Annotated in this window: 21 protein-coding genes; 11 read left to right on the forward strand and 10 right to left on the reverse strand. The window is 69.4% G+C overall.

Annotated features, from left to right (window positions below; genetic code table 11):
- Window positions 1-32 precede the first annotated feature (32 nt).
- The 3 genes from C3Y15_RS23515 (at window position 33) to C3Y15_RS23530 (ending at window position 4,655) form a co-directional block, all read left to right on the forward strand.
- Window positions 33-1,658: a rhodanese-related sulfurtransferase gene (locus C3Y15_RS23515; protein ID WP_069246498.1), complete on the forward strand. Its 1,626-nt coding sequence runs from the start codon at window positions 33-35 to the stop codon at window positions 1,656-1,658.
- 229 nt (window positions 1,659-1,887) lie between these two features.
- Entirely contained in the window at window positions 1,888-2,955 is a 1,068-nt protein-coding gene (locus C3Y15_RS23520; RefSeq protein WP_059461074.1) for a phytoene/squalene synthase family protein, read from the forward strand.
- A gap of 503 nt (window positions 2,956-3,458) precedes the next feature.
- The gene (locus C3Y15_RS23530; RefSeq protein WP_011882114.1) at window positions 3,459-4,655 is read left to right on the forward strand and encodes a porin; all 1,197 of its coding nucleotides are present in this window, start codon (window positions 3,459-3,461) and stop codon (window positions 4,653-4,655) included.
- Window positions 4,656-4,755: 100 nt separating this feature from the next.
- Here C3Y15_RS23530 and C3Y15_RS23535 read toward each other — a convergent pair whose 3' ends face one another.
- The 3 genes from C3Y15_RS23535 to C3Y15_RS23545 form a co-directional block, all read right to left on the reverse strand.
- A complete protein-coding gene (locus tag C3Y15_RS23535; protein WP_011882115.1) occupies window positions 4,756-5,181 on the reverse strand; it encodes a cupin domain-containing protein in 426 nt (141 codons plus the stop codon).
- A 10-nt stretch (window positions 5,182-5,191) separates the two neighbouring features.
- A complete protein-coding gene (locus C3Y15_RS23540; RefSeq protein WP_045578043.1) occupies window positions 5,192-5,629 on the reverse strand; it encodes a carboxymuconolactone decarboxylase family protein in 438 nt (145 codons plus the stop codon).
- A gap of 94 nt (window positions 5,630-5,723) precedes the next feature.
- Window positions 5,724-7,205: a PLP-dependent aminotransferase family protein gene (locus C3Y15_RS23545; protein WP_060081355.1), complete on the reverse strand. Its 1,482-nt coding sequence runs from the start codon at window positions 7,203-7,205 to the stop codon at window positions 5,724-5,726.
- Between the two features lie 237 nt (window positions 7,206-7,442).
- Between C3Y15_RS23545 and C3Y15_RS23550 the strand changes: the two genes are divergently transcribed.
- Both C3Y15_RS23550 and C3Y15_RS23555 read left to right on the forward strand, forming a co-directional pair.
- On the forward strand, window positions 7,443-8,360 hold the full coding sequence (locus C3Y15_RS23550; protein ID WP_011882118.1) for a LysR family transcriptional regulator: 918 nt from the start codon (window positions 7,443-7,445) through the stop codon (window positions 8,358-8,360).
- Between the two features lie 143 nt (window positions 8,361-8,503).
- Window positions 8,504-9,253, forward strand: coding sequence for an SDR family oxidoreductase (locus tag C3Y15_RS23555; protein ID WP_041494144.1), 750 nt, complete (start codon window positions 8,504-8,506; stop codon window positions 9,251-9,253).
- Between the two features lie 56 nt (window positions 9,254-9,309).
- Here the strand turns inward: C3Y15_RS23555 and C3Y15_RS23560 are convergent, their stop codons facing one another.
- A complete protein-coding gene (locus C3Y15_RS23560) occupies window positions 9,310-10,956 on the reverse strand; it encodes a glycoside hydrolase family 32 protein (RefSeq protein ID WP_014724962.1) in 1,647 nt (548 codons plus the stop codon).
- Window positions 10,957-11,110: 154 nt separating this feature from the next.
- Window positions 11,111-12,691 carry a glycoside hydrolase family 68 protein gene (locus C3Y15_RS23565; protein ID WP_045578040.1) on the reverse strand — a complete coding sequence of 527 codons (1,581 nt, stop codon included), beginning with the start codon at window positions 12,689-12,691 and terminating at the stop codon, window positions 11,111-11,113.
- A 182-nt stretch (window positions 12,692-12,873) separates the two neighbouring features.
- Between C3Y15_RS23565 and C3Y15_RS23570 the strand changes: the two genes are divergently transcribed.
- The 5 genes from C3Y15_RS23570 (at window position 12,874) to C3Y15_RS23590 (ending at window position 18,061) form a co-directional block, all read left to right on the forward strand.
- The gene (locus C3Y15_RS23570; RefSeq protein ID WP_059463798.1) at window positions 12,874-13,887 is read left to right on the forward strand and encodes a substrate-binding domain-containing protein; all 1,014 of its coding nucleotides are present in this window, start codon (window positions 12,874-12,876) and stop codon (window positions 13,885-13,887) included.
- 423 nt (window positions 13,888-14,310) lie between these two features.
- On the forward strand, window positions 14,311-14,997 hold the full coding sequence (locus tag C3Y15_RS23575) for a type 1 glutamine amidotransferase domain-containing protein (protein ID WP_011882123.1): 687 nt from the start codon (window positions 14,311-14,313) through the stop codon (window positions 14,995-14,997).
- Window positions 14,998-15,145: 148 nt separating this feature from the next.
- Window positions 15,146-16,255, forward strand: coding sequence for an NADH:flavin oxidoreductase/NADH oxidase (locus C3Y15_RS23580; protein WP_124259680.1), 1,110 nt, complete (start codon window positions 15,146-15,148; stop codon window positions 16,253-16,255).
- A gap of 139 nt (window positions 16,256-16,394) precedes the next feature.
- Window positions 16,395-17,465: an AI-2E family transporter gene (locus tag C3Y15_RS23585; RefSeq protein ID WP_014724958.1), complete on the forward strand. Its 1,071-nt coding sequence runs from the start codon at window positions 16,395-16,397 to the stop codon at window positions 17,463-17,465.
- A gap of 221 nt (window positions 17,466-17,686) precedes the next feature.
- Window positions 17,687-18,061, forward strand: a complete 375-nt coding sequence (locus tag C3Y15_RS23590; RefSeq protein ID WP_011882126.1) for a hypothetical protein — start codon at window positions 17,687-17,689, stop codon at window positions 18,059-18,061.
- A gap of 60 nt (window positions 18,062-18,121) precedes the next feature.
- Here the strand turns inward: C3Y15_RS23590 and C3Y15_RS23595 are convergent, their stop codons facing one another.
- Window positions 18,122-18,916 (reverse strand): SDR family NAD(P)-dependent oxidoreductase, encoded by a 795-nt coding sequence (locus C3Y15_RS23595; RefSeq protein ID WP_014724956.1) that lies wholly within the window; start codon window positions 18,914-18,916, stop codon window positions 18,122-18,124.
- A gap of 159 nt (window positions 18,917-19,075) precedes the next feature.
- On the opposite strand from C3Y15_RS23595, the gene C3Y15_RS23600 reads away from it, so the two are divergent.
- Complete coding sequence (locus tag C3Y15_RS23600) at window positions 19,076-19,924, forward strand: AraC family transcriptional regulator (protein WP_011882128.1); 849 nt, start codon at window positions 19,076-19,078, stop codon at window positions 19,922-19,924.
- Between the two features lie 81 nt (window positions 19,925-20,005).
- Here the strand turns inward: C3Y15_RS23600 and C3Y15_RS23605 are convergent, their stop codons facing one another.
- From C3Y15_RS23605 to C3Y15_RS23620, 4 genes are all read right to left on the reverse strand, one after another.
- Window positions 20,006-20,602 carry a LysE family translocator gene (locus tag C3Y15_RS23605; protein ID WP_011882129.1) on the reverse strand — a complete coding sequence of 199 codons (597 nt, stop codon included), beginning with the start codon at window positions 20,600-20,602 and terminating at the stop codon, window positions 20,006-20,008.
- 94 nt (window positions 20,603-20,696) lie between these two features.
- A complete protein-coding gene (locus C3Y15_RS23610) occupies window positions 20,697-22,139 on the reverse strand; it encodes a heavy metal sensor histidine kinase (RefSeq protein WP_069246497.1) in 1,443 nt (480 codons plus the stop codon).
- Window positions 22,136-22,831: a heavy metal response regulator transcription factor gene (locus C3Y15_RS23615; protein ID WP_014724953.1), complete on the reverse strand. Its 696-nt coding sequence runs from the start codon at window positions 22,829-22,831 to the stop codon at window positions 22,136-22,138. The genes C3Y15_RS23610 and C3Y15_RS23615 overlap by 4 nt, the downstream gene beginning before the upstream one ends.
- A 326-nt stretch (window positions 22,832-23,157) precedes the next feature.
- Window positions 23,158-23,841, reverse strand: a 684-nt coding sequence (locus tag C3Y15_RS23620) for a Crp/Fnr family transcriptional regulator (RefSeq protein WP_134206872.1), incomplete at its 5' end; no start/stop codon positions are given.

The following is a 23,841-nucleotide window of genomic DNA, read 5'->3' on the forward strand; positions in this document are numbered from 1 at the left end:
CAACGACTTCAACCGAATCCGACCGAGACACCGTGACGCAATCCGCCGATTCCCTTTCCCGTTTTCCCGTCGCGACGTGCGAAGACGTCCGCGCACGCCTGCTGGCACGCGACGAACTCGCGCTGATCGACGTGCGCGAGGAAGATCCGTACGCACAGGGCCATCCGTTGTGGGCCGCCAACTTGCCGCTGTCGAAGCTCGAACTCGACGCATGGACGCGCATTCCGCGCCGCGACACGCCGATCGTCGTCTTCGGCGAAGCCGGCGGCGAGGATCTCGCGCCGCGCGCCGCCGCGAAGCTCGCGCAGCTCGGCTACACCGACGTGCGCGTGCTCGACGGCGGCCTCGCGGGCTGGCGCGCGGCCGGCGGCGAGCTGTTCATCGACGTCAACGTGCCGAGCAAGGCGTTCGGCGAATGGGTCGAAGCCGAGCGCCACACGCCGTCGCTGTCCGCCGAGGAAGTGCAGGCGCTGATCGACGCGCAGGCCGACGTCGTGATCGTCGATGCGCGCCGCTACGACGAATACCAGACGATGAACATCCCGACCTCGACCAGTGTGCCGGGCGCGGAGCTCGTGCTGCGCGTGCGCGCGCTCGCGCCGAACCCGGCGACTCAGGTCGTGGTGAACTGCGCGGGCCGCACGCGCAGCATCATCGGCACGCAGTCGCTGATCAACGCCGGCCTGCCGAACCCGGTGGCCGCGCTGCGCAACGGCACGATCGGCTGGACGCTCGCGGGACAGACGCTCGAGCATGGCGCCGCGCGGCGCTTCCCGGACGACGTCGAGCCCGCGCAACGCGACGCAGCGCGCCGCGCGGCGCGCGCGGTGGCCGAGCGCGCCGGCGTGCCGCGCATCACGCTCACCGAACTGGCCGCGCTCGACGAGCCGGGCCGCACGCTGTACCGCTTCGACGTGCGCACGCCCGAAGAATACGAAGCCGGCCACTTGCCGGGCTTCCTCGGCACGCCGGGCGGCCAGCTCGTGCAGGAGACCGATCATCACGCGGCCGTGCGCGGCGCGCGGATCGTGCTGGCCGACGACGACGGCGTGCGCGCCGACATGACTGCGTCGTGGCTCGCGCAGATGGGCTGGGACGTGCGCGTGCTCGAACCGGTCGATCCGGCCGCGTTCACCGAGCGCGGCCAGCCGCCGCGCGCCGTGCCGGCCGCGCCGCAGGTGGCCGAGGTGTCGCCGGCGACGCTCGCCGGCTGGCTGCGCGAAGCGGGCGCCGGCGAGATCGCGATCGTCGACGTGACGACCAGCGCCAACTACGTGAAGCGCCACATCCCCGGCGCGTGGTTCGTCGTGCGTGCGCAGCTGCGCGACGCGCTCCGCGCGATCCCGTCTGCGCAGCGCTACGTGTTCACGTGCGGGTCGAGCCTGCTCGCGCGCTTCGCGGCCGACGACGCGCGCGCGTTGCTGCCGGCGTCCGCGCCCATCTCGGTGCTGACGGGCGGCACGGCCGCGTGGATCGACGCGGGGCTGCCGCTCGAGCACGGCGACACGCATCTGGCTTCGCCGCGCGTCGACCGTTACCGGCGGCCGTACGAGGGCACCGACAATGCGAGCGCGGCGATGCAGGCGTATCTCGACTGGGAGTACGGGCTGGTCGAGCAACTGAAGCGCGACGGCACGCACCACTTCCGCGTGATCTGAGCGCGGCGCGGCAAGCGCGGGGCAGGCGAGGCGGGGGGGCCGCGCACGGCGGTCGGTCGGTGCGCCGGCGGCAGCAGTCGCGCCGGATGCACTAAACTTGCGGGACTTTTGCATCGCCGCGTCGGGCCGCGTCTCGCGTGCACGCGGCGGTGCGGCGAATCGCGGGCCGGCGCGGGCGCCCGGCGCCGGTTGGCGGCCGGCGCCCGCGCCGGCCGACCCTGACCGACCCATGACGACTCATACCGAACCCGCCTACCTGCTCGGCGATCTGCTGAAAAACGTTTCCCGCTCCTTCTACCTGACGCTGCGCGTATTGCCCGACGGCATGCGCGAACCCGTCGGCCTCGCCTATCTGCTCGCGCGCGCGGCCGACACCATCGCCGACACCGCGCTGGTCGCGCCCGAGCGGCGCGCGACGCTGCTGAATGGCCTGCGCGACGAGATCGAGCGGCTCGGCGACGGCGCGGCGCTGTCGCGCTCGCTCGACGACGTGACGCGGATGCAGGCCGATTCCCACGAGCACGTGCTGCTCGGCTCGATGGAGCCGATGCTCGCGCTGCTGCGCGCGCAGCCGGACGCGGACCGCGCGGCGATCCGCAAGGTCGTCGCAACGCTCACGTCGGGGATGGAGTTCGACCTGCGCACGTTCCCCGACGAGCAGTCGGGGCAGGTCGCGTCGCTGCCGACGCGCGACGCGCTCGATCGCTACACGTACCTGGTCGCCGGCTGCGTCGGCGAATTCTGGACCGACATGACGGCCGCGCACACGCGCGCCGCGCGCGGCTGGGACTGCGCGGACATGCGCGAGAAGGGCATCCGCTTCGGCAAGGCATTGCAGATGACCAACATCCTGCGCGATTGCCCGAAGGATCTGCGGATCGGCCGCTGCTATCTGCCGGACGACGTGCTGGCCGCGCACGGCGTCGGCGTCGCCGAACTGATGGCGCCGCACGCGTCGGCGCGTGCGCGCGGCGTGCTGGTCGACCTGCTGCGCGTGACGCTCGACCTGTATCGCGACGCATGCCTGTACACGCTCGCGATTCCGCGCCGCTTCGTGCGGCTGCGGCTGGCGTGTCTGTGGCCGATCATGATCGGCCTCGAGACGCTCGAACGCCTCGCCGGCCACGACGCGTGGCTCGATCCGGCCCGGCCGGCGAAAGTGCCGCGCAAGCGCATCTACCGGATCATGGCGGCGTCGCTCGCCCTCGTCGGCTCGAACGCGGCGGTTCGTGCGCGCCTGAACGCGCTCGTCGGCGCGGTCGACGCGCGGCTCGCGCAGACGGGACGCGCGTCCTGACGCGCGCCGAGCCGCGCTGCCGGCAGCAGCGTCGCTCGGCGGCATTCTTCCGCAGCATTCTTCGGCCCGCGCTCGCGGGCCGTTTCCATTCAGCGCGCGTCTCCGTACAAAAACGTTTTCACGATTTCGTTTTCAGAAATGTGGCTGTCATGAATGTCAGCGATCCTGCGCGGCGGTGTGATCAGTCTTCGGGCAGGGTCCGCGCCTCGGCCGGGCACTATGTGCCGAAGGCGTCTGACGACATCGGGCGGTCGCGTTACAGCCGTAAAAATGTAAAGCTAGGGTTTTCACCGGGAAATGCCGGAAAGGCCCGCTGCGTAAGCGTTTTCAGGTGTTAGGTAACCGCTTGGTGAACCACCGCGTTGCGTCGATCATACGATGACCGACCGCACGTGTTGGGAAACGATTGGTAATCCGTCAGAATCGCACCGGCATGTACTCGCACATGTGTCAGTCATAAAACCACACCAGAAAAGAAATCATTCTTTGAGGACGGAGAATCAATGAAAAAGCGCGTCGCTTTCGCCATGACGGCAGCGGGTCTCGCAGCCGCAACCGCAGCCCACGCTCAGAGCAGCGTGACCCTGTACGGTATCGTCGACAACGCCATCGCTTGGCAGAACAATTCGTCGGGAACCGGCGCGACCTCGGGCGGCCACTCGAAGGTGCAGATGGCCACCGGCATCTGGGCAGGCAGCCGCTTCGGCCTGAAGGGCAGCGAAGACCTCGGCGGCGGCACGAAGGCGATTTTCCAACTGGAAGCCGGGTTCAACGCGAACAACGGCTCGTCGCAATGGGCGAACGGCATCTTCACGCGTCAGGCGTGGGTTGGCCTGACCAACCAGACGTACGGTACGCTGACGGCCGGCCGTCAGTACACCGCGTACTACACGCTGCTGTCGCCGTATAGCCCGACGACCTGGCTGACCGGTTACTACGGCGCACACCCGGGCGATATCGACTCGCTCGACACCAGCTACCGCGCGAACAACTCGCTCGTCTACATGTCGCCGAAGTTCTACGGCTTCACGGTCGGCGGTTCGTACTCGCTCGGCGGCGTCGCAGGCAGCTTCAACCGCGGCTCGACCTGGAGCGCGGCGATCCAGTACCTGAACGGCCCGGCAGGCATCGCGGTCGGCTTCCAGAAGGTCAACAACTCGACGCTCGGCGGCGGCGTGTGGGGCGACAACTCGACGGTCACGAGCGGCGGCCAGCCGGCCGTGTCGTCGATCAACAGCGGCTACCAGACGGCGCAAACGCAGCAGCGCCTCGGTGTGACGGCCGGCTACCAGTTCACGCCGGCATGGGACGTGTCCGTGTCGTACACGAACGTCCAGTACGTTCCGGGCGTCGGTTCGGCGTTCCGCAACACGGCGATCTTCAACACGGCAGGCGCCGTGCTGCATTGGAAGGCAGCGCCGCAGTGGGACTTCGCGGCAGGCTACTCGTACACGGCGGCAACGCAGTCGAACGGCATCTCGAGCTCGGCCAAGTACCACCAGGTCACGCTGTCGCAGTACTACAGCCTGTCGAAGCGCACGGGCCTGTACGCAGTCGAGGCTTACCAGCACGCAAGCGGCAACACGCTGAACAAGACTGGCGGCATCCAGGCAGCAACGACGTCGATCGGCGACGGCGTGGGCGCAGGTTCGAAGCAGAACCAGATCGCTGCTGGCGTCGGCATGATCCACCGCTTCTGATGTCGTGCGGCGCGCGAGCGCCGCTCACGGCACGCGGTACGAAACCGGCCTTCGGGCCGGTTTTCTCGTTTACGGCGCGTGCCTTTGCGTGGCGCCCCGATCACTGGTCGATCGGCGACTTCAGCGGCTGATGCTCGCCGGTCAACCCGAACACGACGAGCTGCGCCGGTTCGGTAGCGCTCGCATTGCGCGACACCATGTGGCGCGAGCCGGGCGGCTCGTACCAGCCTTCGCCGGCGCGATAACGGCGCAGCGGGCCGTCGTTCACCTGCGACAGCACTTCGCCTTTCGACACGACCGCGAACACCGAGCCGAGATGCTTGTGGGCGGCGGATGCCTGACCGGGCGCGTAGTCGACGGTCGCGACCACCGCGAGTCGGCCCGGCGCTTCGGGCACCGGCTGCTGCAGGATGGCGTGCACGTTGTCGCCGCCGTCGTGCGCCTGCGCGGCGGCCGGCAGCGCGACGCCCAGCGCGAGCGCGGCGCCGACGAGCGCGCGGCGCAACGTCATGCTCGTTTGCGTCATGGTCGGCTCCTCACTCGGGCATCTTGCGGAACGCGATCGCGAAGCGGTTCCACGAATTGATCGTGGCGATCAGCATCGACAGGTCGAACAGTTCTTCATCGGTGAAGTGCGGCCGGACGGCTTCCCACACCGAATCGGGCACGTGGCTGCCGGCGACGAGTGTCAACGCTTCGGTCCATTCGAGCGCTGCGCGTTCGCGCTCGGTGAAGAACGGCGTCTCGCGCCACGTGACGACGGTCGCGAGGCGGCGATCGGTTTCGCCGCCCTTGCGGGCATCGCTCGTGTGCATGTCGACGCAGAACGCGCAGCCGTTGATCTGCGACGCGCGCAGGCGGACGAGCTCGGCGAGCGGCTTTTCGATCGAGCACTTCCCGAGGAATTCCTCGGCGTTGCGCATCACCTTGATCGCGTTCGGGCTGGCGGTATAGAAGTTCAGGCGGGGTTGCATCACGGGTCCTCGTTCGGTTGGTGCGCACGGCGGCGCGACAGGACCCACTTTAAGCGTGCCACTGGCCCGCTTGAATGACCAATTCCGGGAAAAGTCAGGTGACCACCGGCATCGCACCGGCACCCCCGGATTTCAGCAGCACGGCGAGCCGGGCGAGCGCGGTGTCGATGCGCAGCACGTCGATTCCGCCGTATCCGAACAGCAGCCCGGCGCGTGCGCCCGCGCCGACGTGGAAGCCCGAGATTCCGTACAGCCCGATGCCTTCTGCGCGGGCCGCCCGGATCAGCGCCGCTTCGTCGAGCCCCGGTTTCAGCGGCGCGGCCACGTGGATGCCGGCGGTCGGCACGATCGCGTCGAACCAGCGCGCCAGCTCGCCATGCAGGTGCGCGAGCAGCATCTTGCGGCGCGCGTCGTAGTGCTTCTGCACGCGCCGCAGATGCCGCGCGAAATCGCCTTCGAGCATGAAGCGGGCGAGCGCCGCCTGCGTCAGCGTGCAGCTGTGCCAGCCGACGATCTGCCGCGCCTTCGCAAGCGCGCCGCGCAGCGCGCGCGGCGCGATCGCATAGCCGATCCGCAGTTCGGGAAAGATCGTTTTGGAGAACGTGCCGACGTACACGACGAGGCCGGTACGGTCGAGGCTCTTCAACGATTCCACCGGCCGGCCCTCGAAGCGGAATTCGCCGTCGTAGTCGTCTTCGACGATCACCGCGCGGCGGCGCTGCGCCCATTCGAGCAGCGCGATGCGCCGCTCGAGCGTCATCGGCATCCCGAGCGGGAACTGGTGCGACGGCGTCACGTAGACGAGCCGTGCGTCGTCGGGCAGTTGCTCGATCACGAGGCCGTGCGCGTCGACCGGCACGCCCGCCACCGTGGCGCCGAGTGACGCGAACGCCGCGCGCGCGGGCGGATAGCCGGGATTCTCGACGGCGACCACGTCGCCGGGCCGCAGCATCACGCGCGCGACGAGGTCGAGCGCCTGTTGTGCGCCCTGGGTGACCAGCACGTCGTCCCAGCCGCACGCGACCGCGCGGCTGAACCCGACGTAGCGGGCGATCGCGCCGCGCAGCTGCGCGTCGCCGGCAGGGTCGTGGTACTGGCCGGGGCCGCGCGCCTGCTGGCGCAACGCGTGATGCAGGCAGCGCCGCCACGCGTCGAACGGGAACAGCGCCTTGTCGGTCACGCCGCCGCGGAAGTCGAACGCGGGCGAGTCCTGCGGCGCCGGCATGGCGAGCGTGTCGGGCAGTTCGTCCCACAGCGCCAGTGCGCTGACGGCGGCGGGCGGCGGCGTGCCGTCGACCAGCGACGCGGCCGCCGCGGCCGCATGCGGCACGCGCGCGAGGCCGTCGGCGACGAACGTGCCGTCGCCCGCGCGCGCGGTCAGATAACCCTCGGCGACGAGGCGCTCGAACGCGTCGAGCGTCGTCTTGCGCGATACGCCGAGCTGCTTCGCGAGATCGCGGGTGGACGGCAGCCGCGCGCCGCCTTCCAGCCGCCCGTCGACGATCGCGGTGCGCAATTGCCGGAAGATTTGCCCGGTCAGGTCGTGCCGGCCTTCGATGCGGATCGCGATGTCCATTGCAGTGGTTACCTCGACGTAGCGGAATGGGGTGTCGGTCAGCATACCGGAACAGCGGCGGCAGAGCGGCGTGAGCGGATCGCGGGCGGGCCGGTGGGCGGATGAGCCATTGCGGCGCGGAGAGGCGGCGGCCGCCCTGCGGTGGATCCCTCCGGTGGATGCCTGCGGTCGATCCGATTGGACCGCCGCTCGCCGCTGCCTTAGGATCGACTCCATTACCGCGACCGGAGTGCCCTCATGCTGTCCGAAGACGAACTCGCGTTGCTCGATGCGATCCGGGCGACCGGTAGCCTGTCGCGCGCCGCCGCGCGGCTCGGCAAGGCGCCGTCGACGATCTCGCACGCGGCGCGGCAGCTCGAAACCCGCTTCGACGCGCTGTTGTTCGACCGGCGCGGCTACCGGCTGCAGCTCACGCCGGCCGGTCAGCTGCTGACCGACGAGGCGGCGCGCCTCGCGCTCGACGTCGCGCGGCTCACGCAGCGCGTGCGGCAGGTCGCGAGCGGCTGGGAGGACCGGCTGTGGATCGTCAGCGACGAGGTGCTCGAGTTCGATACGCTGCTGCCGGTCGTACGCGCGTTCGATGCGCTCGAGTCGGGCGTGTCGCTGCGCTTCACGCACGAGGTGCTCGGCGGCACGTGGGAGGCGCTGCGCGACGGCCGCGCCGATCTGGTCATCGGTGCGACCAACGAGCCGCCCGCCATCCCCGGCTTCAAATGGTTCGAACTCGGGGCGATGGAATGGGTGTTCGCGGTCGCGCCGCGCCATCCGCTCGCATCGGTGGCCGGGCCGCTCAGCCGCGATGCGATCGGCGCCCATCGCGCGGTCGTGGTCGCCGATTCGTCGCGCCGGGCCGTCGGCCGCGCGTACGGGCTGCTCGGCGGCCAGTCGCTGCTCGCGGTGCCGTCGATGCGCGCGAAGATCCTCGCGCAGCGCGACGCGCTCGGCGTCGGCTGGCTGCCGCGCCGACGCGCCGCGACGCTGCTGGCGCGCGGCGAGCTGCTCGAGAAGGAGACCGCCGATCCGCGCGAACCGAACGTGCTGTACGTCGCGTGGCGCGGCGACCGCGACGGCCGCGCGCTGCAATGGTGGCTGGAACGGCTGCGCGAGCCGCGGCTCGCGCAGCGGTTGCTCGACGGAATCGACGTGACCGGGTGAGGGCGCGGCGCGCGGCGCAAAGCGCGGCTCCATCGACTCGTTCGACGTTTTCGAACGTGTTCGTCGTGCCGCTCGTACGGCACGGCCGGGCGACGCGCGCATCCTGTGTTCACGGTCAACTCACCGGTTCACAGGAGAACATCATGCAACGTTTCGAAGGAAAGACGGTACTCGTCACGGGCGGCAACAGCGGCATCGGCCTGGCGGCCGCACGGGCATTCGCGGCCGAAGGCGCGCGCGTCGTCATCACCGGCCGCGACGAGCACACGCTCGAAGCGGCCCGCGCGACGCTCGGGCACGGCGCGCTCGCGATCCGCAACGAAGTCGGCAGCGTCGCGTCGGCGCGCGCGCTGGCCGACGCGCTCGGCGCGGCCGGCGTGCGGCTCGATGCGGTATTCGTCAACGCGGGCGTCGCCAAACTCGCGCCGTTCGCGGACACCGACGAGGCGCTGTGGGACCTCGTGTTCGGCACCAACGTGAAGGGCGCGTACTTCCAGATCCAGGCGCTCGTCCCGCTGTTGAATCGCGGCGCGTCGATCGTGATCAACGGCTCGATCAACGCGCATATCGGCATGCCGGGCTCGTCGGTGTATGCGGCGAGCAAGGCTGCGGTCAATTCGTTGGCGAAGACGCTGTCGACGGAGTTGCTGCCGAACGGCGTGCGCGTGAACGTGGTGAGCCCGGGGCCGGTCCAGACGCCGCTGTACGGCAAGCTCGGGCTCGACGCGGCGACGCTCGACGAGACCGCCGACAAGATCAAGGGGCTCGTGCCCCTCGGCCGGTTCGGCACGCCTGACGAAATCGCTTCGACCGTGCTGCATCTGAGCGCGCCCGAATCGGCGTTCATCGTGGGCGCGGAGATCATCGCGTCGGGCGGGATGGGCTTGCTCTGAGCGCGTGGCCGGCGCAGCGGCATGCGTGCCGCTGTGCCGGCCGGGCGTTCGTGTCGCTAGCGCGCAGAAGCCACGCAGTCGCCTTCGCCGGCCCGGTCGCGCGCGCCGAGCGGCGTCACCGTCAGTCCCGAGAACGTCGCAGTGCCCCGTTCGGCGAATACCGAAACACGGTCCGCGTCGGCGGGCGGGAAGACCACGTCCGTCAGCACCGTGCGGCCGCCGTTGGCAAACACTTCGACGGACCCGCGGTCGACGATGATGTCGAGTCGCAGCAAGCCGTTCTCGAGCGGCAAGGCGACGATGTGCTGGCGGCTGAAAGTGGCGGCGAAGTCCGGTGTGCCGGAGCGTGAGCGGTCGAGCGTCAGCGTGCGCGCGGCGGTGTCGTACACGATGCGCGTGCCGATCGCGCCGTCCGCCGACGCCCGCACGACGACGCCTGCGCGGGCCGCCTGCCCAGGTGCGATCGTCACATCGATGCGTTGTGCGACGCCGCGGGTGGCCGGCGGCAATGCACGCGCGGCCGAATCGACTTCCAGCGTGCCCACGTGCACCGCGGGGCGCCGGTCGGCCCATGCGGTGAATGCAGCGGCCGGCGTGACGACGAGCGTCGGCTCCCCATCGATCGCCTTGAGTGCGAGTTCGCGCGGCAACGTCATCGCGCCGCGCCACGGCGCGGTCGGCGATTTCGCCGCGTAGTCCCAGTTGCTCATCCACGCGATCGCGAGCGGGCGGCGGCCCGGCGCACCGGAAAACGTCCCGGCCGCGTAGAAGTCGGCGCCGTGATCGACCCAGCGGAATTGCGCAGGGTCGGAGCCGGCCGGCGCGACACGGTCGGGAACGAACGTGCGGCCGTCGAACTCGCCGACGAAGTACATCGCGCCGGAGCCGCCGGCAATCGACCACGGATTGACGTTGACGATCATCACCCACTTGATGTGCCGCGGATCGTCATCGACGGGTAGCGGCACGAGATCGGGCATCTCCCACAGTGCGCCGGTATGCGGCACGCCCGGCAACGTGAAGTCGCTGAGGAACGACCAATGGATCAGGTCGTCGGAACGGTAGAGCTTGACCACCTGCGCGTCCGCGACCACCGTCGTCATCAGCCAGTAGCGCCCCGGCGCGTACCACGAGACCTTCGGGTCGCGGAACGCCTTCGATTCCGGATCGAGCGTCAGTACCGGATTGTGCGCGTACGGTTGCCAGCTTGCGCCGTGGTCGAGGCTGTACGCGATCGACTGCGCCTGGGTGCCCGGCGGGTGCCCCGAACCTTCCTTGTAGACGCTCGTGTACACCGCGATCAGCGGCGTATCGCCCGGCGTGCCGAGGCCGGAAGTGTTGTGCGGGTCCGCGACGATCGAGCCGGAGAAGATTTCCTCGGTCGCGTTCGCGTGCATGGCCACCGGCTGCTCGTGCCAGTGGACGAGGTCGGTGCTGGTCGCATGGCCCCACGACATGTTGCCCCAGTCGGCGCCCAGCGGGTTGTACTGGTAGAACAGGTGATAGCGGCCGTTCTCGTAGACGAGGCCGTTGGGGTCGTTCATCCAGTTGCGTTGCGGCGTGTAATGGAACGCGGGCCGCCATTGCGGCGTGCCGTCGGCGGGCGTTGCGGTGCAGGCGGCGCTCGCCGCCTGTACGCCGGCCGAGCAGGCGAGCAGGAGTCCGGCGAGCCGGAGGAAAAAGCAGGGGAAAGTCGATGTCATGCGAGAGGCCGGGCGTCGTCGTGCGGGGCGGGAGAGAAGCGCGCACGCTGCCGGCGCCGGCTGCATGCGCGTGATGGGGAACGGAAGGCGAGGCGCACGCGCGACACGCGCGACGTGCGCCTCCGCAGCAGGCGGCGTGTGCCGCCTGAGCCCGTTACGGCCGCGTGCCGGGGCCGCCGTCGTTGTGGCCGGCGCCCGTCGCCGGCAGATTCGACGGAATCTCGCCGTATCCGCCGAGGCCGCCGCGGCCGTAGCTGCGGTCGACCGCCGTCGACGTGCCGTTGATGTTCACCTTCACGGTCGGCGCGAGCGTGCCGCCGCGGCGCGGGCCGATCGCGTCGATGAACGACTCGACGAGCCCGCCCGGCATCACGTAGTGCGAATACGACTGGAATTCGCGCGGATTCTGATTCGGGTCCTGCGCATACGGGGCGCCGGCCGGTGCGGAGAAGTCGGTCGGGTTGCCGAGCACGAGGCCGCTGCCGCCGTTCAGCGGCTGGAAGTCGCTGCGGATGCCGTTGCCGACGAAGCCGTAGACGCCGTCGGGGCCGTCGACGCCCGCGGCCATCGTGGTGCGGTGGCTGATCGTGAACAGGTAGTACTTGCCGTCCTTCAGATAGATCTGCGGGCGCTCCGTCTGGTCGTCGACGCAGTTCGCCGACAGGATCGGCGGCAGGAACTTCCACTCGGTGAGTTGCGGGTCGGTGGCCACCGCAAGACCGACGTTGGCCTTTTGATACACTGCGCCCGCGTTCATCACGGCGTTGAGGTCCTCACGGTACGGATCGTTCGGCGCGTAGCCGAGATCGGCTTCCGTGCAGGTGCGTGCGCCGCGGGGGCCGCCGGTATTGCCTTCGAACACCATGTAGGTCTTGCCGGGGTGTGCGGGATCGGTGAACACGAACGGGTCGCGGAACGAGAAGTAGGTGTTCTGCTGGCCGGTCTGGTAGTAGTTGCCGTCGGGCTGCAGCAGCGCCTTGTGGTCGTCGAAGCCGGTGAACCACACATGCTTGTCGTCGGCATGGATATGGCCGTCGGCACGCGTGATGATCGCCTGCGGCGGCGTGATGTCGGCGCCGCCCGGTGCCGAGCGGTTGAACGACGTCGCGGTGTAGTACAGGCTGACGTTGTCGCCATGCGTGAGGCGCGCGGAGCCCGACCATTCGGCGTTGTTGGTCATCGGCGACGTGCCGAACACCTTCACGCTCGCCCCGTCCGGGAACAGATGCCCGCCCCAGATCCAGCCGCCGTTCGCCGGCCGCAGCGCTGCCGGCACGCCCGCGCGGCGATAGAAGAAGCCGATGCGCGCATGCACGTGGCGGTCGTCGAAGGTATAGCCGGCGTGCGGGTCGGCGGTCAGCGAGAAGATGACTTCCCAGCCCTTGTAGCTGAGCTGGTTCGCGCGCAGGTCCGCCAGCGGCCAGGTGTCCCACACCCAGACGTCCGAATTGATCAGCGGGAAATCCTGCGGGATGGCGGGCATCGTCAACGCCTGCGGCAGCGAGTTCCGGTCGGCGCCGGACGTGTGCGACTGTGCGACGATCTGACGGATGTCCGCACGGGTCCAGCGCATCGTGAAGTTGCTCTCGGGGTCATGCGCCTGCTGGGTATGAGGCGTGGGCGCGGGTGCGCCGGAGGTCTGCGCTTGCGCAGCGCCCGCGAAGGCGGCCAGTGCGGCGCCGGCGAACAGCAAACGTTTGGCCGCGGTCGCGCGGCAAAAGGGAAAGCGTGTCATGGCGGTGAGTTGTCCCGTTGACGGTAAAGGTGAACGAATGACGGCGGCATCGATGTCCAAACCGGTTTGGATACTATTTCAAACCGGTTTGGTCGTCAAAAGATAATTTTTTGACGGTATTAATTGCTGTCCGGAAATAATTGCCGCGCCGCTGGTGGGGCGCGACTCGAGCGAGGAGCAACGTGAAGGTGAATCTGAAGGCGCTGTCGGATGCGCTCGGGCTGTCGCGCACGACGGTCAGCCGTGCGCTGAACGGCTATGACGACGTGAGCGAGGCGACCCGCGAGCGTGTGATGAGGGCTGCGCGCGAACTCGGCTATGTGGCCGACCCGACCGCACGCCGGCTCGCGACGGGGCGGGCCGACACCATCGGCATCGTTTATCCGTTCGGCGCGGGCGATCTGGGCGACCCGCGTTTCGGCGAAGTGGTGGCGGGCGTGACCGAGCGGCTCGCGGAACGCAATCTCGATTTCATCATCGCGGCCGCGCGGCCGAACGCGGAACTGGACACCTATCGGCGCCTCGTCGAAGGCAAACTGGTCGACGGCTTGATCGTTGCGCGCACGCTGGTCGACGATCCGCGGCTCGCTTACCTGCGGTCGAGCGCGTTTCCGTACGTCGCCTACGGCCGCACCCGCGCCAGCGAGCCCTATGCGTGGTTCGATTTCGACAACGAGGCGGGCGCGCGCGACGCCGTGCGGCGGCTCATCGGCCTCGGTCATCGCCGCATCGCGATGATCAGCGCGCCGCTGGCGCTCAATTTCGCGATGCAGCGCCGTGCCGGTTATCTCGCGGCGCTGCGCGAGGCGGGCATCGAGCCGGATCCGGTATGGCAAATCGAATGCGCGTTTACGCGCGACGGCGGACGCGAAGGCGTCGAGGCGCTTCTCGCCGCATCCGAACCGCCGACGGCGCTGCTCGTCGACAACAACATCGCCGGCTGCGGGGCGTTTCGCGCGCTGGTCGAACGCGGCCTGCGCCTCGGCCACGACATGTCGTTGATCGTCTACGACGGCGTGCCGCCCGATGTCGCGCTTCCGCATCGCGTGACCGCGGTGGTGCAGCCGACCGGCCATACGACCGGGCGTGCGCTTGCCGAGTTGATGCTCGGGCTGCTTGCCGATGGCGTGCACGGGCAGCGGCTGGAGCACCCGGTGCTCGAGATCGGCGACACCGACGGGCCGCCGCCAGGCTGAGCGGTGCGGCGACGCGGCGGTGCGAGGCGAGGGCGAGCCGCCGGTCGTCGGCCCGGTGGAGTTCGCCAGCTCCACAAAAGCCATGACGTCGACAGGGTGTAGTCGACGCGACTAGACGACCGGTCTAATTCGCGACTATCATCCCGTCTCGACAGTGCAACGAGACAGCCGCCATACAGGCCTGTGCGCCGAAGTCCTGTCGATCTGGGCGGAACTTCCGTCTTTTTTATGCCTTTCAACTAGACGACTGGTCTAATAGCCAGGCAAACATATTCTGCGTGGACGGGCACGTTGCCGCGCGGCGACGGCCTAACCGGCAGGCGCCAAGTCGTCGCCGGCAGCGACAAGCGGCACGCGCCATGCGCGACATCGACCGCCGCCGCGACGCGGCCCGATCCACCCGATTCGAAGGAGTATCCGATCATGAAGATTCTGGTTGTCCTGACCTCGCACGACACGCTCGGCGACACCGGCAAGAAAACCGGCTTCTGGCTCGAGGAGCTGGCCGCGCCGTACTACGCGTTCAAGGATGCGGGCGTCGAGCTGACGCTCGCGTCGCCGAAGGGCGGCCAGCCGCCGCTCGACCCGAAGAGCAGCGATCCGTCCGCGCAGACGGACGCGACGCGCCGCTTCGACGCCGATCCGGCCGCCAAGGCCGAACTGGCGGCCACGCGCAAGCTGACCGACGTGTCGGTCGACGACTACGACGCGGTGTTCTACCCGGGCGGCCACGGCCCGCTGTGGGATCTCGCCGAGGATCTGCATTCGATCGGCCTGATCGAGCGCGCCCTGTCGGCCGGCAAACCGGTCGCGGCCGTCTGCCACGCGCCGGGCGTGTTGCGCCACGTGAAGGACCCGGCCACCGGCGAGTCGGTCGTGCGCGGCAAGCGCGTGACCGGCTTCACCAACAGCGAGGAAGCGGCCGTCGAGCTGACGGAAGTGGTGCCGTTCCTCGTCGAGGACATGCTGAAGACCAACGGCGCGCAGTTCGAGCGCAGCGCCGACTGGGCGCCGCACGTCGTCACCGACGGGCTGCTGATCACCGGGCAGAACCCCGCGTCGTCGGCGCCCGCGGCCGAGGCGCTGCTCGCGAAGCTCGGCCGCCAGTAAGCGCGTACCCGGCGCGGCGATTGTCGCGCCGGCTCAATTTGCGCCGGCGCGCTTGGTTCGCGCGCCGGTCGCCCCAAAACGTTCCGCCGTGCGCCTCGCACGGCGGCTCACCCCGTCGTTTTGCCTGACCAACACAAAGGAGTGGTGGATGTCTGCCCTGTTCGAACCGTTCAAACTCAAGGATGTCACGCTGCGCAACCGTATTGCGGTGCCGCCGATGTGCCAGTACGTCGCCGAGGAAGGCGTCGTGAACGACTGGCATCACGTTCATCTGGCCGGCATCGCGCGCGGCGGCGCCGGTCTCGTGATCGCGGAAGCGACGGCCGTGGCGCCGGAAGGCCGCATCACGCCGGGATGCGCCGGGTTGTGGACCGATGCGCAGGCCGAAGCATTCGCGCCGTCGGTCGCGGCGATCAAGGCGGCCGGCGCGGTTCCCGGCATCCAGATCGCGCATGCGGGCCGCAAGGCGAGCGCGAACCGTCCGTGGGAAGGCGACGACCACATCGCGGAAGGCGAGCCGCGCGGCTGGCAGACCATCGCGCCGTCGGCGATCCCGTTCGGCGCGCATTTGCCGAAGATGCCGCGCGCGATGACGCACGACGACATCGCGCGCGTGCAGGCCGATTTCGTCGCGTCGGCGCAGCGCGCCCGCGACCTCGGCTTCGAATGGCTCGAACTGCATTTCGCGCACGGCTATCTCGGCCAGAGCTTCTTCTCGGTTCACTCGAACCAGCGCGACGACGAGTACGGCGGTTCGGCCGAAAACCGCGGCCGCTTCCTCGTCGACACGCTGAAAGCCGTCCGCCGGGTATGGCCCGAGCATCTGCCGCTGACCGCGCGTCTCGGCGTGATCGAATACGACGGCCGCGATGAAGAGACGCTCGCCGAATCGATCGCGCTCGTGCAGCGGATGAAGCAGGAAGGGCTCGACATGCTGAGCGTGTCGGTCGGCTTCTCGACGCCGGATGCGCAGATTCCGTGGGGGCCGGCGTTCCTCGCGCCGATCGCGCAACGCGTGCGCCGCGAGACCGGCCTGCCGGTGTCGTCCGCGTGGGGCATCGACACGCCGCAGCTCGCGAATCGCGTCGTGGCCGAGCAGCAGCTCGACCTCGTGATGGTCGGCCGCGCCCATCTGGCCGATCCGCACTGGCCGTACTATGCGGCCAAGCAGCTCGGCGTCGAGCGTCCGTCGTGGACGCTGCCCGCGCCGTACGCGCATTGGCTCGAACGCTACCGCGTCGCCGACAAGGTGGCCTGAGCCAGAGCGCGAGCACGCGCCGTGCATTTGACAATGCTTGGCAAGGCGCGTGCCTCGCGTCGCGACATCGATGGATAGAATGGCGGTTCGTGCAGGCATGCGGCCTGCGCGAACCGCCATTCCTACTTTCCGAGGTGCCATGACCGCACAGGTCCCGCCGTCAAACGACATCGCCGCGCGGCCGCGCGCACAGCAGATCGCCCGCGTCGTGCTGTATGCGGCGCTGCTGGTGCTCGCGTTGTGGGTGATCCGCGATTTTCTTCCCGCCATCGCGTGGGCCTGCGTGATCGCGATCGCGCTGTGGCCGCTGTTGAAGCGCTTCGAATCGAACCGCTGGTTTCGCGACCGGCCGACGCTGATCGCGACCGTCGTCACCGCGGGCGTTTCGCTGCTGGTCGTGCTGCCGGTCGCGATCGCGCTCGGCCAGGCGATTGCGCAGGCGCACGACCTGCGCATCTGGCTGCACTCGATCCAGGACAACGGCATCGCGCTGCCCGACGTGGTGAGCCGCTTGCCCTACGGCTCCACGCAGATCGCCGACTGGTGGCAGGCCAATCTCGGTCACCCGCTGCACGCGGGCACGGCGATGCATGGCGCGAACGGCGAGAAGGTCATCGCGTTCGGGCGGCAATTCGGCACGAAGCTCGCACACGCGCTGTTCGAATTCGGCTTCATGCTGGTCACGCTGTTCGTCATCATGCGCGCCGGCCACCAGCTGTCGGGCGCGTTGCTGCTGGGCGCGCGGCGTGCGTTCGGACGCGGCGGCGCCGCGCTGATCGAGCGGATGGTCGCGGCCGTGTACGGCACCGTGACGGGGCTCGTCGTCGTCGGGCTCGGCGAAGGCGCGATTCTCGGCGTCGCGTACGCGCTGGCCGGGCTGCCGCATGCGGCGCTGCTCGGCTTCGTGACGGCCGTGGCGGCGATGCTGCCGTTTTGCGCGCCGATCGTGTTCTGCGGCTCCGCGCTGTGGTTGTTCGTGCAGGGCGCGACGGCATGGGCGATCGTCGTGCTGGCGCTCGGCATCGTCGTCGTGTTCGTCGCCGAGCATTTCGTGCGGCCGGTGCTGATCGGCAACTCGACGCGGCTACCGTTCCTGCTGGTGCTGTTCGGCATCCTCGGCGGCGCCGAGACGTTCGGGCTGATCGGACTGTTCGTCGGCCCCGCGCTGATGACCGTGCTGACGATGCTGTGGTCCGAGTGGGTCGCATGACGATGGACGCGCCGGCCGGCGCGTCGGCGCGCTGCGCTCGCGCGGGCGCATGTGCAGGCCGCGTGGCGGCGCAACGATGCATGACGATTCGCTCGCGTGCCGTGCGGCGTCGGCCGGCGCGCCGGCCACCTGTCTGTAGATTTCTTTTCGATCCGGACCCAAAGGTCGAGTAGCATGGGGCTTTCGATCACGCCGGCATGGCGCAGCAGGTTTCCCCGAGCATGCGATTGATTCCGTTGTCCCGTCCCGCCGCGACGCTGTCCCTGGCCGCCAGTTGCCTGATGCTGCATGGCTGCGCGTGGTTCGACTCGTGGCTGCCGTTCTCGTATTCACGCACGCCGTTGCCGCGCGCCGCATCGCGGCACGGCGCGACCCGCGCCGACGTCGTGCGCGCTGCCGGCAACCCGCGCAGCGTGTGGATGGTCCGCAACGGCAGCGGCGTCTGCTACAACTACTTCATCGAACACGGCAACGAACACCGGCCTTATTTCGTCGTGTTCGACAAGGCCGGCGCGGTCACGCGATCCGGCTTCGACACCTGCATGGATGCCGACCGCAAGGGCATGCTCCAGTCGCACAAGGCCGCCGCGCGCTAGTACGACGGCAAGGCAGACGGCAAGGCGCAAGGCCCGCCGTCGTGCGCTGTCACACTGCCGTCACGCGATCGTGTCTACCACGCCGCCGTCGACGCGCAACGCGGCGCCCGTCGTCGCCGACGCCTGCGGCGAGCAAACGTACACAACCAGATTCGCGACTTCCTCTGTGGTCGCCGGCCGCTGAATGATCGAGCTGGCGCGCTGGCTGCGCACGAAATCGACCGCGACGTCGTCGATGCTGCGGCCGGTTTCGTCGGCGGTCTGCTTCAGCAACGCGCGCACGCCTTCCGACATCGTCGGGCCGGGCAGCACCGAATTGACCGTCACGTTGGTGCCGGCCGCGAGCTTCGCGAGCCCGCGCGCGATCGCCAGCTGCGCGGTTTTCGTGAAGCCGTAATGAATCATGTCGACCGGAATGTTCAAGCCCGATTCCGACGAAATGAACACGATGCGCCCCGTGTTGCGCGCGAGCATCCCCTTCAGGTAGTGCCGCGCGAGGCGCACGCCCGACATCACGTTCATCTCGAAGTAGTGCGACCACTCGTCGTCCGCGATGTCGAAGAAGGGCTTCAGCCCGTAGATGCCGGCATTGTTGACGAGGATGTCGGCGTCCGGCGTGTGCTGCGTGACACGTGCGACGCCTGCGGCGTCGGACAGATCGGCGGCGACGCCGTCGAATTGCGCGCCGGGCACCGTGGCGCGCAACTGCGCGAGGGCGGCTTCGACCGACTCGTCGCTGCGCCCGTTGACGATCACGCGCGCGCCCGCACGTGCGAGCCCCTCGGCGATTGCCAGCCCGATGCCGGCGGTGGAAGCGGTGACGACCGCGGTCTTGCCTGTCAGATCGATGTGCATGAGCGTACCGGTGAAAGAAGGAAGGGAGCCGCCGCGTGCGCCGCGGCGGGTGGAACCCAAAGCTTAGGCGATTCGGCGGCAACGCGTCCGTTCGCTGTTGCGTCGCGCCGCGCAGTCTTGTACGGTGTGCGTTTGCCGTCCGAACCGGGAGCCTGTCGCGTGAGCCGTTCCGCCCGTCCTGCCGCCGTGCCGTCGCCGTTCTGGCGCGACACCGCATTGCCGTTCATCGAGGCGCGCAGCGTCGACGACGGCCGGTCGATCTGCTATGCGAAGCACACGCACGACACGTTTTCGCTCGGCGCGATCGTCGGCGGCACGAGCACCTATCTGAACGGCGCGCGCAAGGAACACGTGGGGCGCGGCGTGCTCGTGATCGTCGATCCCGAGCAGGTGCATGCGTGCAATCCCGACGGCGCCGATCCGTGGGCATACCGGATGGTCTACGTGGACGTGCCGTGGCTCGCGCGTCTGCAGCATTCGCTGGGACGCAGCCCGAACTGCGATTTCCACGGCTTCGCCGCGAAGGCGACGCAGCGGCGCGACCTGTTCGCGCAGTTCGGCGGCTTCTATCGCACGCTGGTCGCGGCCGAGGTCGATCCGCTCGGCAAGGAAAGCGCGGCGGTCGAGTTCTTCACCGCGCTGCATCGCGCGCTCGACCGCGCGTTGCCGGCCGGTCGCCGGCCGGGCGCCGACAACGCCAAGCTCGCGCGCGCGGCCGACTACATCGCCGCGCATTGCCGTCAGGCCGTCACGCTCGATGCGATCTGCGCGGCCGCCGGCCTGTCGCCGTCCTATCTGATCCGCGCGTTCAACGCCCGTTACGGGATGACGCCGCACGCATTCCTGATCGACCGGCGCGTGCAGTACGGCCGCGCGGAGCTGCGGCGCGGCCGGTCGATCGCCGACGTCGCGCTCGATGCCGGCTTCGCGGATCAGGCGCATTTCCAGCGCGCGTTCCGCCGCATCGCGGCCGCGACGCCGGGCCAGTATCGAAGCGCGGCGAGTTGAGGCGCGTGCTGCGGCACTCGTCGTCGACGGGCGGCCGCGCCCGCCGCACCCGCCGCGACGGCATGCAACGAAGCGCTGCCGCTACACGTCGAGCAGATACAGCGCGCTGCCGGCGAGCAGCAGCGCCATCGCACGGTTGAACAGCCGCATCCGGCGCGCGTTCGCGAGCCGTTCCCGCAGCGCGGCGCCCGCATACGCCCAGCATGCGATCGACGCAAAACAGATCACCAGATACAGCGCCGCGAACTGCCACACCTGTGCGCGGTCGCCGTCGGCCGCATAGGCGCCCATCGCCGCCACACAGGCGAGCCACGCCTTCGGGTTGAGCCACTGCATCGCGGCGCCTGCGGCCGCCGACGGGCCAGCCGCGTCCGCTGCATGCGGGTCGGCCGGCAGCCGGCCGTCGTCGAGCGCGAGCCGCAACGCGAGGTAAAGCAGGAACGCGATACCCGACCACTGGATCGCCGTGGTCAGCATCGGCCAGCGCGCGAGCGCGGCGTGCATGCCGAGGCCGATCAGCAGGAACAGCGCGACGAAACCGAGCGTCGCGCCGGCCGCATAGCGCAGGCTCGCGCCAAGACCGTGGCGTGCGCCCGCGCTGAGCGCGACGATGTTGACGGGACCGGGTGTGATCGACGACGCCAGCGCGAACGCGGCCATCGAAACCAGCATGCTCATCAGGTGTCTCCATGCGACAGGTTGAAAGTCGCATCGAGACTACGGGCGCCGCGTCGGCCCGTATTGAAGAAAACTGCCCTCGGCGCGCGGACCGTCAGCGCAGCGCGCGCGATGCCTGCGCCAGCACGGGCGGCCCGTCGGCCTCGACACCGCGCGCGGGAGCGCGGCCGTCCGCATGTATCGCCACGGAGAAGCCGAACGTGTTGACGCCGCCCGAGCAGGTGACGAACACGCCGCCGCCGTGCATCTCCGCGACGGCCTTGACGATCGACAGCCCGAGCCCGTGGTTCTCCTTGCTGTTCGCGCGCGCTTCCTCGAGCCGGTAGAAACGCTCGAACACGTGCGCGCGCTGCTCGCGGTCGATCGGCTCGCCGGGGTTCGCGACCGACACGTCGACGAGCGTGTCGCGGCGCGCGATCGTGACGGTCAGCGTCGCACCGGGCGCCGAATGCTGGATCGCGTTGATCAGCAGGTTCGTCATCGCGCGGCGGAACAGCGACGGATCGACGGCCGCGCGCGCATCGCCGTGCAGCTGCACGCGCAATTGCGCCTCGTCGAGCGGAATTTCGAGGAAGTCGAGCATGCGCCGCACTTCGTCGGCGAGCGACACGTGCTTCAGGTCGGTCGCGCGTTCGCCGCGATCGCTGCGCGACAGGAACAGCATGTCGTTGATGATCACGCGCAGCCGTTCGAACTCTTCGAGGTTCGACTGCAGCGTCTGGCGCATCCGGTCGACCGAGCGGTCGCGGCTCGTCAGCGCGACCTGGGTCTGGCCGATCAGGATGCTGATCGGCGTGCGCAGCTCGTGCGCGACGTCCGCGTTGAACGCTTCGAGCCGCGCGTAGGTCTGCTGGATGCGTTCCAGCGCGCCGTTGAACGACGCGGCTAGCTCGCGCAGCTCGGTCGGCAGCGCGTCGGTGTGCAGCCGCTGGCGGCGGTTCGTCGCGCTCACGCTCGCCGCGTCCTGCGACAGCCGGTCGAGCGGCGCGAGCCCGAAGCGCGCGACCGCGCGGCCCAGCAGCAGCGTGACGGCGCTGGCGATCGCGATCAGCGCCGCGAGCGTCCACGCGAAGCGGCGCAGCATCCGCTGCGTGCGTTCGCACGACGACGCGACGATCAGCTTCAGGTCCGGGCGCTCGCCGCTGCCGGCGATCGGGATGGTCTTCGTCATCACGTCGTAGCTGCTGTGGTTCAGCGCGTACTGCTGGAACGCGCCGAGCGGCGAGCCGACGGGCACGCCGTCGACCGGGCGGCCGAAGCGGAAGTCGGCGTCGGGGCTGTCGATCTGGTAGCGCGTCGATCCGTCGGGCGGTTCGAGGTCGGCGAGCTTGTCCTGCATCAGCCGGCCGCGCATCGCCGTGGTCGCATGCGACACGATCATCTGCGCGACCTTCGCGCGCGTGTCGATCGTCGCGCGCAGCTCGGCGAACAGCTGGCGTTCCATCACCGCGAACAGCCCGCAGCCGACCAGCGAGAACACGAGCAGCGACACGATGCCGAACATCGCCGCCAGCCGCAGCGTGATCGAGCGCTTCATGCGTGCCTCTCGCTGTCGCCGTCGTCGCGCGCCTCGAGCACGTAGCCCATGCCGCGGATCGTATGCAGCAGCTTGTCCGCGAACGGGCCGTCGAGCTTCGCGCGCAGCCGCTTGATCGCCGTCTCGACGACGTTCGCGTTGCTGTCGAAGTTCACGTCCCACACCAGCTCGGCGATGGTCGTCTTCGACAGCACGTCGCCGCTGCGCCGCGCGAGCACGCCGAGCAGCTGGAATTCCTGGGCGGTCAGGTCCAGGCGCGTGCCGTCGCGCGTCGCGCGGCGGCCGATCAGGTCGACGCGCAGATCGCCGATCGAGATCAGCGTCGATTCCTGCACGCGCGCGCGGCGCGTGAGCGCGCGCAGCCGTTCGATCAGCTCGAGGAACGAGAACGGCTTGGTCAGATAGTCGTCGGCGCCGCCGCGCAGCCCGCGCACGCGATCGTCGACGCGGTCGCGGGCGGTCAGCATGATCACGGGCGTCTGCTTCTGCCCGCGCAACGCGCGCAGCACGCCGAAGCCGTCGAGCTTCGGCAGCATCACGTCGAGCACGACCACGTCGTAGTCGAACTCCACGGCCTTCCACGCGCCGTCTTCGCCGTCGAGCGCGGTGTCGACGACCCAGCCTTCCTCGGTCAGGCCGCTCTTCAGGTATTCGACGACCTTCGGTTCGTCTTCGACGATCAGGACTTTCATGGACAGGTTCGCGTAACGGATTGAGGGCCGGCGTGCGGGCCGGGCTGCGGGAACGGCTGCACGGCCGCGGTGCCGGGCCGCGACGGCGGCGCGATGCGTGCGATTTCGGTCGCGCTCGGTGCCGCGATGCTGCATGGCTAGCCGCTGCAACGACCGTGCGGCGGCGCCTTGCGCGCGCGTGCCGCGAGCCGCAAATCGACGCGCGGACTTCGAATGATAGGTGACGGCGCGCAACGCGTTACTGGCGCGAAACTGGCGGAATTGTCAGGATCGCGCGCGGCGGCGTGCGCCGATTCGTCGGGTTCGTCGCACCGAATGCGCGCCGCTCAGATCTGCTCCATGCCGACCCGCGCGAGCGCCGCCAGATCGACGACTTCGATCTGGTTGTAGGCGAGCCGCAGCACGCCGCGTTTTTCGAGCTGCTGCAACGCCTGGTTGATCCGCTGCCGCGACACGCCGACGAGCATCCCCAGTTCCTCCTGCGAAATCGCGAGCGACGGGCCGGTGTCCGGGTACAGCGCGGCGTTGAACAGCTGGGCAAGCGACTGCGCGACCCGCGCGTCGACGTCGAGCAGCCGGCTGTTCTGGATCGACGCGATGAACTCGCCCATCCGGTTGTTCAGCTGATGAATGACGAAGCGCGTGAACGGCAGGCTGGTGTCGAGCAGCGCGTGGAACGTGTCGACCGGCACCATCAGCACGGTCGAGCGCTGGACCGCGACGACCTCGTACTTGCGCAGCTCGCGCTTGATCACGCTGCCTTCGCCGAACCAGCCGCCCGACGGCACGCCGGAGAACGTGCAGCCGCGCCCCGAGGCGTTGAAGATCGCCAGCTTCAGCAACCCGCGATGCACGCCGATCCAGTACTCGGACGGCGCGAGCCGCTGCGCGATCACGTCGCCGGCCTCGTGCCGCTCGGCGTGCGACTGCGCGAGCACGAGCGCCTGGTGCTCGGGCGCCAGCGCGCGGAACCATGCACACTGGCCGAACATCGTGGCGAGGTCGGGGAG

The sequence above is a fragment of the Burkholderia sp. B10 genome (assembly GCF_004368385.1).
GTDB lineage: Bacteria > Pseudomonadota > Gammaproteobacteria > Burkholderiales > Burkholderiaceae > Burkholderia > Burkholderia vietnamiensis.